Below are 13,025 nucleotides of genomic sequence, written 5' to 3' on the forward strand. Positions count from 1 at the left end.
CACAGGTGTCTGTATAGGTTGGTATGATGAATGGGACTAAGCCCTTTATTTTCATGTTGTTTCGAAACCTGATGCATATTGTCGGGAGTTCGTCTCATGGAATAAGGGGCTTTTTGGCGAGTTATGATACTTGGCGACAATAATAGACATCATCGTATGGATTTGTCGTTTATCACTTTTTGGAAATGTAAAGAAGGTCTTTGATTTTTTAAAGCGAATCTATTATGCTTAGGTGGTGGAAAATGGGCCAAAGTGGGAGAATGGGGTAAGGGGTGACGAAACCAATGTTTATGGGGGAGTTCCAACATAGCATTGATGAGAAGGGGCGGCTTACTGTTCCGGCCAAGTTTCGTGAACTTCTCGGTGCCTCGTTCGTGGTTACCCGCGGGCTGGACCAATGCCTCTTCGTGTATCCCATGGATGAGTGGGCTGTCATGGAGAAAAAACTTAAAGCACTGCCTTTGATGAAGGCCGATGCGCGGGCGTTTACCCGGTTTTTTTTCTCGGGCGCGACTGAATGCGAATTGGACAAACAGGGCAGGGTAAATTTACCGGGGAATTTGTGCGAATACGCCAAGCTTACCAAAGAGTGCGTCGTATTGGGAGTGTCTACCCGGGTAGAGATTTGGAGCAAGCACACTTGGGAGCAATATTTCAGCCAATCAGAAGAAGCATTTAACGACATTGCTGAGAAATTGGTTGATTTCAACTTTGAATTGTAATTTAGGAGGTCAGCCGTTTGTTTCACCACATTACCGTACTCAAGGAAGAAGCAACACAGGCACTAAACATCAGGCAGGACGGGATCTATGTGGACTGCACGTTGGGAGGGGCAGGACACAGTTCCGTCATTGCGTCACAGCTTGGCCCTGAGGGAAGGCTGATTGCCTTTGATCAGGATGACTGGGCATTGAACAATGCGCGCGAGAAGCTGTCGGCCTACGAAGGAAAGATTTCATTGGTGAAGTCCAACTTTCGCCACTTGCAGGACAGGCTGGCTGAACTGGGATTGCCCGAAAAAGACGGCGTCCCACAGGTCCAGGGTATTTTGTTCGATCTGGGTGTGTCCTCGCCCCAGTTCGATGAGGGGGAGCGGGGATTCAGCTACAATCATGATGCGCCGCTTGATATGCGGATGGATCAGAGTAGCTCGCTGACGGCTTACGAGATTGTCAATGAATGGCCAGAAGCAGAGATTGCGCGTATTTTGTTTCACTATGGAGAAGAGAAGTTTTCACGCCGGATCGCGAAGATTATGGTTGAACGTCGAAAGAACAAGCCTATTCACACAACAGGGGAACTTGTCGATATTATCAAAGAAGGAATTCCGGCTGCGGCACGCAGAACCGGGGGACATCCGGCCAAACGCAGCTTTCAGGCTTTGCGGATCGCTGTAAACGATGAGTTGGGTGCACTGGAAGATACTTTGCATCAGGCAGTTAAATGCCTGGCTCCAGGGGGCAGAATTTCGGTCATTACGTTCCATTCTCTGGAGGATCGGATATGCAAGCATATTTTCAAGGAGTATTTGGCGAGAAGCATATATCCATCTGATTTGCCTATTTTGGAGGACAAAATGATAGGCGATCTAAAGCTGGTGAATCGTAAGCCGATTGTGGCATCAGAGCAGGAATTGGAGCTTAATCCACGGTCCCGGTCAGCCAAGCTGAGAGTTGCCGAGAAATTATGAATTTAATGGAGAAGGAGAGGCGACATGGCTTATACACGCGGTAATTTGGCTGTAAAAGAAAGAGCCCGTCAGGAACAGGTTCAGCAACAACGGTATCGTGAAACCACCAAAGTCGTTACACGCCGCAGAGAGCTGCCGATTCGGGAAAAGCTGCTGTATATTTTGACACTTGTAGCGTGCATTATCATTGCTGGTATGCTGATTGGCAGGTACGCGCACATTTATCAAATCAATTATTCGATTAATACAGCGAGCAAGGACATTTCCAAATTACAGACCAATATCGCCCAACTGAAAATTCAGAAGGAACGGCTGGAAAATCAGATTGTACCTACGGCAAAGGAACAGGGATATATCGAGCCGACAAGAGAGCCCATTCGTGTGGAAAAGCAGGCTGCCAAATAGTTAGTTAGGAGCATAGCATCAAGCTATGCTCTGACGTACATTTTTTCGCAGAGAGGTTTGAGCTATGGTCAAAAGAATAAAGCTTCGCACACTGCTGATAGGGGGATGTATTACCCTCTTTTTTCTTGTTCTGCTACTTAAGGTATTTTGGATTCAGGTCGTGAGCGGGGAATACTGGCATAATCAGGTAGTTACGCAGGTGAAAAGAGACCAGGTGATCCAGCCCAAGCGCGGAACGATTACGGATCGCAAGGGAAATGTACTGGCTGCAGATGCCCCTGCTTATACGGTAGTGGTCAACCCAAGCATCATTCAGGAATATGATCTGGAAAACGAGGTCGTAGCCAAACTGCATCAGCTGCTCAAAACACCTGAGGACGAACTGAGAAAGCATCTCTCGGCCAAGGACAAAGACGGTAAATATTTAATAAACCGCGAGATCCGTAACGGAGGCTGGAAGGTAGATCCTGAGCTCAAAACTCAGGTGGATAGGTTCAAAGAATATTTAAAGGATAAGTACGAAGTGATTGGAGCTGTGGATACGGTTCAGGAATCCAAACGCTATTACCCGGAAAATAAACTGGCTTCTCATGTTCTTGGCTATTACCGTAAAGATGGTACAGCAGGCATGGGGTTGGAAGCTTATTATAATAAAGAGCTCTCGGGTACGGCTGGAAAGCTTCTTTATCAGCGAGATCGAAAGGGAGTTCCTCTTCAGGGATCGGAGAGCATCTATGAACCGGCACAAAATGGTAAGAATTTAAAGCTGACGATTGATGATACAATTCAGTATTATATAGAGGGCGCTATGCAGGAAGCTATTGCAACATACAATCCGAAAACGATGACGGTTGTAGCAGCAGATCCCAAAACGATGGACGTTCTCGGTATGGCAAGTTACCCCAATTTTAATCCCAATACATACGGGAGCACATCTTCGATGGAATATTTCCGTAATAATGCAACTCAGTCCATCTATGAGCCAGGCTCCACGTTTAAGATTGTAACCTTGGCTGCGGCAGTTCAGGAAAAGGTGTTCAATCCAAATGAAACCTATCAGTCTGGTATGATCCGAGTCGGGGGATGGGATATTCGTGACGTGAGTCGAAATTGGGGAACGTTAACCTATCTTCAAGGGGTTAAGCGTTCAAGTAACGTCGGTTTCGTCCATCTGGGGCTGGATAAGCTGGGCGGCGAAAGGTTGAGGAAATATATTAACAACTTCGGATTTGGTGTGAAAACAGGGATTGATCTTCCGAGTGAGTCTAGCGGAGCCATTACGTTCCACACCCAATACAAATCCGAAGTCGCAACGGCTGCATATGGACACGGACGTGTTCAGGTAACTCCAATCCAGCAGGTAGTGGCTATCTCGGCCATTGCTAACGGTGGTAAGCTGATGCAGCCTCATCTGGTGAAGGAAATTACGAACCCGGATACAGGGGAAGTACAGACGATTCAACCGAAGGAAGTCCGCCAGGTGATTTCGCAGGAATCGGCATTACAGACCAGCAGCTATCTGGAGCAGGTCGTGTCTGACCAAGAAATTGGCACCGGGCGTCTTGCTTATATTGATGGGTATCGTGTTGCTGGTAAAACAGGCACAGCGACGAAAGTTGTGGGCAAAGTGTATGACCATTCGAAGGATGTCGTGTCCTTTATCGGCTTTGCACCCGTGAATGATCCGAAAATAGCTGTCCTGATTGTTATGGATGAACCTAACAAATCGGTAGGTGGAGGTACCGCAGCAGCCCCTGTGTTCAAAAAAATCGTATCCCAGTCGCTGCAATATATGGGAGTTCCCAAAACAGGAGCCAAAGCGAATAAATCAGACAGTGCTACTGTGAAAACGGTGAATCTGCCGACAGTGCCACAATTAACCGGTCAGGTGAAGAAGGATGCGCAAAACGCATTGCTCAAACAGGGGATTGCCTATGAAACGGTCGGCAAAGGCTCCAAAATTGTCCGTCAGTATCCGGAGGCAGGCGTCAAAATGAAGCCGGGACAACGCATTTATTTGCTGACTGAGGATAGTGCCAACATGACCATTCCCGACTTTACAGGCGTCTCGTTGCGTGACACGCTGCAAGTGTTGACGCTCATGAAGGTGGGCGTTCAGGTAAGCGGCGAAGGTTATGTTGTCTCGCAAAAGGCACAAATGGTGAGTGGCAAGCGGATCGTCAATGTGACGCTCCAGCCGGCTAAAGAAACCGTGACCGGAGTAAAGCCGGAGGAAACATCGGACCCAACTACCGGCGTAGCATCTAAACAAAAAGACAGTACAGTGAAAACGAGTACCGATTCAAAAACTGATACCACTGCGAGTGCAAGCTCCAGCAGGGAGACTTCCAAAGGTGGGAGCTCCGCTGTAGCCGATGAAAAAAGTGCGGCTGCAATTAAAGGTGAGGATAACTGATAGCTTGTTCTAACGTCCGTTTTTTTGAATATTCATGAGGTAAGACATGTCATGAGTATTTGGAGGAACGGAGGGGAGCGCGTTTGAAGAAATCTAACGTGACCATGCGGCGCAGGCTGGTATGGGGGCTGCTGGGATTGTTTGTATTGTTTGCAGCCTTGTCGGTCCGGCTCGCCTATGTTCAATTGGGTAAAGGGGGCGAACTCTCGGCCAAGGCCGAGGAATCGTGGCGCCGGAATATACCTTTTGCCGCCAAACGCGGCGAAATTTTGGATCGGCAAGGTATGGCGCTGACCTATAATGTCACTTCGCCGACAGTCATGGCGATACCGGTGCAGATCAAGGAGCCGGAAGAAACGGCGCGCAGGCTGGCGCCCTTGCTTGACATGAGCGAGGATAAAGTACTCAAGCTGATTACCAAACGAACAGCAAGCCAAAAACTTCAGCCCGGCGGACGAAAAATTACGATGGAGAAAGCGCAGCAAATTCGTGATTTGAAGCTGCCGGGTATCGTTGTTGCTGAAGACAACAAACGTTATTATCCTTATGGCGATTTGGCGGCTCATATTCTCGGGTTTACGGGAATTGATAATCAGGGGTTGACGGGGGTAGAGAAAAAGAACAACAGCAAGCTTCGGGGTATTGACGGAAGCATTGCGTATCTATCCGATGCAGGCGGTCGCCTGATGCCCGGTTCTTCTGAGAAGTACGTTGAACCAAAGGATGGTCTGAACTTGCAACTGACCATTGATAAGTCTGTACAGTCTATCATGGAACGGGAGCTTGACCAGGCTATGGTCAAATTCCAGGCTAATTCCGCGTTGGCCATCGCAATGAACCCCAAGAATGGGGAGATATTGGGCATGGCCGGGCGACCAGGCTATGAGCCTGCGCTATATAAACAATATGCACCTGAAATTTACAATCGAAATCTGCCGATTTGGATGACATATGAACCAGGCTCTACTTTTAAAATTATTACTTTGGCCGCTGCATTGGAAGAAAAGAAGGTCAATCTCAAAAACGATCACTTTTTCGATCCGGGTTACATTGAAGTTGGCGGGGTTCGCCTGCGCTGCTGGAAAAAAGGAGGCCACGGCAGCCAGACCTTCCTTCAAGTCGTGGAAAACTCCTGTAATCCAGGCTTTGTGACACTGGGTCAGCGTCTAGGTAAGGAATCGCTGTTCAAGTATATTCGCAATTTTGGGTTCGGCAGTAAAACGGGCATTGACATGATTGGCGAGGGGAATGGTATTTTATTTAAGTTACCCCAGGTAGGACCGGTAGAACTGGCGACAACTGCCTTTGGTCAAGGGGTATCTGTCACTCCGATTCAGCAGGTGACGGCTGTGTCGGCTGCGATCAATGGCGGCAATCTGTATAAACCTCACATTACAAAAGGCTGGATTCAACCAGAGACAGGCAAGGTGCTGGAAAAAGTAGAGCCTGAACTGGTGCACAGAGTCATTTCAGAGGATACCTCCCGACAGGTGAGGGAAGCGCTGGAGAGCGTCGTTGCGAAAGGCACAGGCCGCCCCGCTTTTATTGAGGGTTACCGGGTGGGAGGCAAAACAGGCACAGCGCAAAAGGTGATCAACGGACGTTATTCATCCTCGGAGCATATTGTATCCTTTATCGGTTTTGCCCCGGCGGATGATCCGCAAATAGTCGTCTATACCGCTGTGGATAACCCAAAGGGCATTCAATTCGGCGGTGTAGTCGCTGCGCCAATCGTGCAAAATATTTTGCGGGATTCGCTGCTTGCTTTGAAAATACCACCTCGTACCAATCAGATTGCCAAGGAATACAAGTACGGGGAAAATCGAATGGATACGGTGCCGGATTTGGTAGGTGCTACTGTGGCTGATTTATACGAAGATTTGAATATGAACTTTATGCTCGTAAAATCCGGGTCAGGCAAGACGGTTGTCAGTCAGGCACCAAAGCCAGGCTCCCGGTTGGAGCGGGGATCAACAATCCGTATATATATGGGGGATTGATAGGTTCTTTTTATACCCATACTATGATTAACGAGAGAGCAATGGAGGAATGAAAGATGCAGCTTCAACAATTGGCTTCACTGCTGGCTGCCTCCCGCATTGTGGGGGACGGTACAGTGGACTGCCGAGGAATCGGGGCGGACTCACGCCGGGTACAGCAGGGAGATTTATTTCTGTGTCTGCCCGGTTTTACGGTTGACGGACACGATTATGCGCAGCAGGCAGTTGCGTCTGGGGCGACAGCTTTGGTTGTGGAACGGGAATTGAATGTATCTGTGCCACAACTCATAGTCAAGGATGCCAGGTACGCAATGGCGGTTTTGGCGAATTATATGTTTGATTCACCGAGCCGCCGCATGCGCATGATCGGCGTAACCGGGACGAATGGCAAAACAACCATAACTTATCTAATTGAAAAAATCTTGAACGATGCCGGAGTGAACACTGGACTGATTGGCACTATTCAAATGCGTTACGGTGGTCAGTCCTACCCTATGTCCGGTACCACACCCGAGGCGGTAGAGCTGCAACGCTATCTTGGAAATATGGCGGAGCAAGGGGTCCAATGCTGTGCGATGGAGGTATCTTCACATGCACTGGAGCAAGGGCGCGTGAAAGGAACTGATTTTCGCACCGCTATTTTTACGAACCTGACGCAGGATCATCTGGACTACCATAACACGATGGAGGAGTACCGTGCGGCCAAAGGATTGTTGTTTTCTCGCTTGGGAAATACCTTTTCGCGGGATGCGTCGGACAGTAAATATGCTGTTCTGAATGCGGATGACCCGGCCTCCTCCTATTTTCAGGCTATCACTGCAGCCCAAGTGATTACATACGGCGTGGAAAAGGAGTCGGATGTGCAGGCATCCCATATCGCTGTAGGTGCCAAGGGCACATCCTTCCATGTCTCTACTTTTAAAGGAGATACCGATATTGAGCTGCGCATGGTGGGCAAGTTCAATGTGTATAACGCATTGGCAGCCATCACGGCCGCTTTGCTGGAAGGAGTGGCTCTGCCTGATATCAAGCACAGCCTGGAGTCCATAGCAGGCGTAGATGGGCGGGTAGAGCCTGTAGACGCAGGTCAGCCATTTGCGGTTATCGTGGACTATGCCCATACACCGGATGGACTGGAAAATGTGCTTCGCACTGTTAAGGAGTTTGCAGTTGGCAAAGTATGGTGTGTATTCGGGTGCGGCGGGGATCGGGATCGTACGAAACGTCCTTTGATGGGAAAAATTGCTGCTCAATACAGCGATCATGCTTTTATTACCTCGGATAATCCGCGGACAGAGGACCCGGAAGCCATTTTGAAAGACATCGAGCAAGGGCTGATTGACCAAGGTATACCTGTAGAACGCTACGAGCTGATCATAGATCGTAGAGCTGCTATTCATAAAGCTGTTGAAATGGCAAGCCCTGACGATGTAGTATTGATTGCGGGAAAAGGTCATGAGACCTACCAGTTGATCGGAAAAACGGTGCATGAATTCGATGACCGCATCGTAGCCAAAGAAGCGATAAGGGGTTTATCCAAGTGATGAAAAGAACAATCGGTCAAATCGCCTCCATAAGTGGGGGAACGCTTCACATAGAGGCGGACCCCGAACGAATGGTTGAGGGCGTTTATACAGATTCACGCAAGCCACAGTCCCAGGGGCTGTTCGTTCCACTCACGGGTGAACGGTTTGACGGGCATGATTATGTGCAGCAGATTGTGAGCGGAGAAGGCGCAGCTGCTTTTTTATGGCAAAAGGATCACGGTGCACCTCCTGCAGGGAATGCGATTGAAGTAGATGATACTTTGGTGGCCCTCCAGCGTCTTGCGGCTGCATATTTGCGGGAGACAGGTGTATCTGTCGTAGGGATTACTGGAAGCAACGGCAAAACGACGACAAAAGACATCGTCAACGCTCTGTTGGGCACGACCTTTAAAGTACACAAAACCGAAGGGAATTATAACAACCATATCGGTTTGCCTTTAACCGTGCTGTCCATGCCGCAGGATACGGACATCCTCATTTTGGAGATGGGAATGAGTGGACGTGGGGAAATCCGCCTGCTGACTGATATTGCCCAGCCTGATGTAGCGGTCATTACGAACATTGGCGAAGCGCATTTGCTCCAGCTCGGTTCCCGTGCGGAAATTGCACGAGCAAAGCTGGAAATCGTCAGCGGTCTCAAATCCGGCGGCTTGCTGATTTACAATGGAGATGAACCGCTATTGCCGCAAGTGCTTGCGGAACCCGAAACGGTTAAGCCTGACGGCTTGAAGCTGTTCACGTTCGGAATGTCTGCGGATAACGATGATTATCCAACTGGAATAACTACGGATGGAGTAGGTAGTCTATTCACGACAGCCCAATCCGGCAAGGATGCTTTCCGGCTTCCGCTGCTTGGGCAGCACAATGTAGTGAACGGTTTGGCAGCACTGGCGGTAGCGCGTCATTTTGGGGTGGATGCAGACCATGTGCGCCAAGGGCTGTCGGCATTGAAATTGACAGGCATGCGCATTGAGGTTGTGAGCTGCACCAATGGGCTTACCCTGCTGAACGATGCTTATAACGCCAGTCCGGCTTCAATGAAAGCTGCAATTCAGACGTTATCCGGTTACGAAACAAAGGGACGTAAAATCGCCGTGCTTGGCGATATGCTGGAGCTGGGTCCCGAGGAAAAGAAATTCCACGAGGAAATCGGGCTTTTTGCAGCGAAACATGACGTAGATATGCTGTTCACCTACGGTGTGTTGGGGGCGTCCATTGCGCATGGGGCGCAAGCGTCCATGCCGTCTGATGACGTACATGCTTATGAGGATAAGCAAGAACTGATTCAAGATCTGCAAGCTTACCTCCGTGCCGATGATATCGTGCTGGTTAAGGCATCCCGAGGGATGCGACTGGAAGAAATTGTGGATGCGCTGAAAAACGGTCCGCTACAGAAATGATGTTGACGAGAGGGAGACTCCCATGGATATTCAATTATTACTGCTGACGATCGTCGTATCGTTTATACTGGCGGTCATTGCCGCTCCAATACTCATTCCGCTGCTGCGGCGAATGAAATTCGGCCAGCAGGTCCGGGATGACGGGCCACAAAGCCATCTCAAAAAGACGGGTACGCCTACTATGGGTGGAATCGTTATTCTGGTGGCTTTTACGCTGACCTTTCTTAAATTTTCGGCGATAAAAAATACGGACTTTTACGTCCTGCTGGTCGCTACGCTTGGTTTTGGGCTGATCGGCTTTCTGGACGACTACATCAAAATTGTTTTCAAGCGTTCGCTCGGATTGACTGCCCGTCAAAAGCTATTCGGGCAATTGCTGTTCAGCGGGATCATGTGCTGGCTTCTGATCAGCAATGATCACAGCACTGCTATTGGCATACCGGGAACTTCCTGGTCGTTTGATTGGAACGGCTGGTTCTATTATCCGTTCATCGTCATTATGATGCTGGCGATTAGCAACGCCGTCAATTTCACAGATGGACTGGACGGGCTGCTGTCCGGTACCAGTGCGATTGCCTTTGGTGCTTATGCCATCGTAGCGATTCAAGCAACCTCGCTTCCGGCTGCGGTTTGCTCAGCGGCCATGATTGGTGCTGTACTTGGATTTCTTGTATATAACGCACATCCTGCCAAGGTATTTATGGGCGATACAGGGTCGCTGGGCATCGGAGGCGCTATAGGTGCCATCGCTATCGTCACCAAAAGCGAAATTTTGTTCGTTATTATTGGTGGTGTATTTGTAATTGAAATGCTGTCCGTAGTTTTGCAAGTAGCTTCCTTTAAAACACGTGGCAAACGCATTTTCAAAATGAGCCCAATTCATCATCACTTCGAGCTGTCCGGCTGGTCCGAATGGCGCGTTGTTATTACATTCTGGGCTGTAGGACTGCTGCTGGCGGGACTCGGACTTTATCTCAACAAGGGGCTGTAGACAAATGAACCATCCAGACACATACCGAGATCAAGAGGTCGTCATTATAGGCCTGGCTAAAAGTGGCGTGCAAGTCGCCAAGGTACTGCATCAGGCCGGGGCCAAGCTGATAGTCAATGATAAAAAAGACAGGGAACAATGTCCCGAAGCTTCTGAATTAGAGGCTTTGGGAATTTCCGTTTTATGCGGCAGTCACCCGGAAGGGCTAATTCACCCGGGAGTGAAGCTGGTTGTCAAAAACCCGGGTATTCCTTATACGGCCCCACCAGTGCAGAAAGCTATCGAACTGGGCATTGAGGTCGTGACCGAGGTCGAGGTCGCCTATCATCTATGCAAAGCGCCGATGATTGGGATTACTGGCTCGAATGGGAAAACGACTACAACCACTTGGGTGGGTAAGCTGTTAGAGGCATCCGGCATGAAGCCGATCGTGGCTGGCAATATCGGCACACCATTATGTGAGGCCGCTGTGGATGCTAGGTCGGACGAGTGGATGGTGGTTGAACTGAGCAGTTTTCAGTTAAAAGGAACAAAGGATTTTAAACCTGCTGTAGCCTGCTTGCTGAACGTGGCTGAAACCCATCTGGACTATCATGGTGATATGAAGGACTATGTTGCGTCCAAGGCGCGTTTGTTTGCCAATCAAACGGTGGCTGATACTGCGGTATTGAACTGGGATGATCCTGTTTGCCGTGAGCTTGTGCCCTATATCACAGCGAAGCTGCTTCCGTTCTCGATGACAGAACGTTTGCAGGAAGGGTTGTTCGCTGACCCGCCATACATACCGGATGTGACGGATGACATTGAACGAAGCATCGTATATCGCGATGCCAGTGGTGTGGTGCATCCAATTATAGGCGTGGCCGAAATTGGCCTTCCGGGCCGCTTTAATGTGGAAAATGCCCTCGCCGCTTGCGCAATTGCTATTGCAGCAGGAGCGGAACCGTCTGGATTGGCTGAACCGCTCAGCGCTTTTCGTGGAGTGGAGCATCGGCTCGAATATGTTGGAGAACATGCCGGAGCAGCTTATTACAACAATTCCAAAGCCACCAATTCCAAGGCGACGATGATGGCGTTGTCTTCCTTCAAGCAACCCATTGTACTAATAGCTGGAGGACTGGATCGTGGTTCGGATTATGCCGAGCTTGTACCCTCCTTGCAGGAGGGTGTGAAGGCTGTTGTGCTGCTGGGTGAGACTAGGCATAAGCTTGCAGACCGGGCACGTCAGGCCGGAATAGAGCGTGTCGAGGTCGTCGATAATGGGGAGGACGCCGCCGCTACGCTCGTGGAGGCTGTGAACAAGGCAGCTAAACTCGCTGAGCTGGGAGATGTTGTATTGCTCTCACCCGCGTGTGCAAGCTGGGATATGTTCCGGTCCTATGAAGAGCGTGGACGTATTTTTAAAGAGGCGGCGCATAAATTGTAAGTAGGGGGGTTGGATAAGCCCCTACTTTTATGCAAGGGGTGGCCTCCTGATGAAGCAGTCTCGTCCAGCGCCGGATATATGGCTTTTCGTCTGTATTATGAGCTTGTTAGCCATCGGCATGGTTATGGTATACAGTGCGGGCGCCGTCCTCGCTTTTCACGAGTATGGGGACTCCTACTATTTTGTAAAGCGGCAGTTGCTGTTCGCCGGATTAGGTCTTGTGGCGATGTACTTCACTGCCCGAACAGACTATCGGATCTGGAAGAAGTATGCCAAGGTCGTGTTGCTGATTTGTCTCGCGTTGCTGGTTGCTGTCCTCATTCCAGGCATTGGTGTAGTAAGAGGCGGGGCACGAAGCTGGCTCGGTATCAGCTCTTTTGGCATTCAGCCATCCGAGTTTATGAAGCTGGGCATGATTCTTTTTCTCGCCCGCTGGCTCAGCCGCCCGGATTATGATATTAATTCCTTTACTCGCGGCCTGTTGCCCCCGCTTGGACTTATGGGACTGGCCTTTGGCCTGATTATGCTCCAGCCCGATTTGGGTACAGGCACGGTGATGATGGGGGCGTCCATGCTAATCGTATTTACGGCAGGCGCACGCATGAAGCATCTGGGCTTGCTGGCATTAACGGGAGCGGCGGGATTTGCGGCCCTGATTGCGGCAGCCCCTTATCGGCTCCAGCGGGTCACTGCGTTTTTGGACCCGTGGTCCGATCCGCTTGGCGCAGGCTATCAAATTATTCAATCGCTGTATGCCATTGGACCTGGTGGGCTGGCAGGCTTGGGGCTTGGCATGAGCCGCCAAAAATACAGCTATGTTCCCGAGCCGCAGACGGACTTTATTTTTTCAATTTTGGCGGAGGAGCTTGGCTTTATCGGTGGAATGACTGTGCTGGCGCTCTTTCTGGTTCTCGTGTGGAGAGGAATGCGCATCGCTATTACCATCCCGGATACTTACGGCAGTTTGCTTGCTGTAGGCATTGTGGGAATGGTTGCCGTACAGGTGGTCATTAACATAGGTGTCGTAATCGGCTTAATGCCGGTGACAGGAATAACACTGCCCTTAATAAGCTATGGAGGCTCTTCTCTGACGTTGATGCTAACAGCGCTGGGCATTTTACTAAATTTATCACGTTATGCGAGGTGAACG

10 protein-coding genes are annotated in these 13,025 nt (G+C 49.8%); all 10 read left to right on the forward strand.

What is annotated here, in order from left to right; genetic code table 11:
• The first annotated feature begins 284 nt into the window (after window positions 1-284).
• Window positions 285-722: a division/cell wall cluster transcriptional repressor MraZ gene (gene mraZ / locus ACIFO6_RS15750; RefSeq protein ID WP_007431201.1), complete on the forward strand. Its 438-nt coding sequence runs from the start codon at window positions 285-287 to the stop codon at window positions 720-722.
• Between the two features lie 17 nt (window positions 723-739).
• Complete coding sequence (gene rsmH, locus ACIFO6_RS15755) at window positions 740-1,690, forward strand: 16S rRNA (cytosine(1402)-N(4))-methyltransferase RsmH (RefSeq protein WP_044648183.1); 951 nt, start codon at window positions 740-742, stop codon at window positions 1,688-1,690.
• Window positions 1,691-1,714: 24 nt separating this feature from the next.
• Entirely contained in the window at window positions 1,715-2,095 is a 381-nt protein-coding gene (locus ACIFO6_RS15760) for a hypothetical protein (protein WP_430041767.1), read from the forward strand.
• Between the two features lie 64 nt (window positions 2,096-2,159).
• Entirely contained in the window at window positions 2,160-4,511 is a 2,352-nt protein-coding gene (locus tag ACIFO6_RS15765) for a penicillin-binding transpeptidase domain-containing protein (protein ID WP_430041770.1), read from the forward strand.
• Between the two features lie 83 nt (window positions 4,512-4,594).
• Window positions 4,595-6,511, forward strand: coding sequence for a stage V sporulation protein D (locus ACIFO6_RS15770; RefSeq protein WP_430041771.1), 1,917 nt, complete (start codon window positions 4,595-4,597; stop codon window positions 6,509-6,511).
• A gap of 56 nt (window positions 6,512-6,567) precedes the next feature.
• Window positions 6,568-8,055 (forward strand): UDP-N-acetylmuramoyl-L-alanyl-D-glutamate--2,6-diaminopimelate ligase, encoded by a 1,488-nt coding sequence (locus ACIFO6_RS15775; RefSeq protein ID WP_430041772.1) that lies wholly within the window; start codon window positions 6,568-6,570, stop codon window positions 8,053-8,055.
• Window positions 8,055-9,458 (forward strand): UDP-N-acetylmuramoyl-tripeptide--D-alanyl-D-alanine ligase, encoded by a 1,404-nt coding sequence (locus ACIFO6_RS15780; protein WP_430042228.1) that lies wholly within the window; start codon window positions 8,055-8,057, stop codon window positions 9,456-9,458. Before ACIFO6_RS15775 ends, ACIFO6_RS15780 begins: the two co-directional genes overlap by 1 nt.
• A 22-nt stretch (window positions 9,459-9,480) precedes the next feature.
• On the forward strand, window positions 9,481-10,449 hold the full coding sequence (mraY, locus tag ACIFO6_RS15785; protein ID WP_430041774.1) for a phospho-N-acetylmuramoyl-pentapeptide-transferase: 969 nt from the start codon (window positions 9,481-9,483) through the stop codon (window positions 10,447-10,449).
• A 4-nt stretch (window positions 10,450-10,453) separates the two neighbouring features.
• Window positions 10,454-11,875: a UDP-N-acetylmuramoyl-L-alanine--D-glutamate ligase gene (gene murD / locus ACIFO6_RS15790; protein ID WP_430041776.1), complete on the forward strand. Its 1,422-nt coding sequence runs from the start codon at window positions 10,454-10,456 to the stop codon at window positions 11,873-11,875.
• Window positions 11,876-11,924: 49 nt separating this feature from the next.
• Complete coding sequence (gene spoVE, locus ACIFO6_RS15795) at window positions 11,925-13,022, forward strand: stage V sporulation protein E (protein WP_430041778.1); 1,098 nt, start codon at window positions 11,925-11,927, stop codon at window positions 13,020-13,022.
• Window positions 13,023-13,025: the final 3 nt, after the last annotated feature.

The sequence above is a fragment of the Paenibacillus sp. NRS-1781 genome (genome assembly GCF_050467745.1).
Classification (GTDB): Bacteria; Bacillota; Bacilli; order Paenibacillales; family Paenibacillaceae; genus Paenibacillus; species Paenibacillus terrae_A.

Bases quoted from the DNA above. Each gene is read 5' to 3' on its own strand.
- mraZ (WP_007431201.1), top strand. From the start codon at position 285: ATGTTTATGGGGGAGTTCCAACATAGCATTGATGAGAAGGGGCGGCTT.
- ACIFO6_RS15760 (WP_430041767.1), top strand. From the start codon at position 1,715: ATGGCTTATACACGCGGTAATTTGGCTGTAAAAGAAAGAGCCCGTCAG.
- ACIFO6_RS15765 (WP_430041770.1), top strand. From the start codon at position 2,160: ATGGTCAAAAGAATAAAGCTTCGCACACTGCTGATAGGGGGATGTATT.
- ACIFO6_RS15775 (WP_430041772.1), top strand. From the start codon at position 6,568: ATGCAGCTTCAACAATTGGCTTCACTGCTGGCTGCCTCCCGCATTGTG.
- ACIFO6_RS15780 (WP_430042228.1), top strand. From the start codon at position 8,055: ATGAAAAGAACAATCGGTCAAATCGCCTCCATAAGTGGGGGAACGCTT.
- mraY (WP_430041774.1), top strand. From the start codon at position 9,481: ATGGATATTCAATTATTACTGCTGACGATCGTCGTATCGTTTATACTG.
- murD (WP_430041776.1), top strand. From the start codon at position 10,454: ATGAACCATCCAGACACATACCGAGATCAAGAGGTCGTCATTATAGGC.
- spoVE (WP_430041778.1), top strand. From the start codon at position 11,925: ATGAAGCAGTCTCGTCCAGCGCCGGATATATGGCTTTTCGTCTGTATT.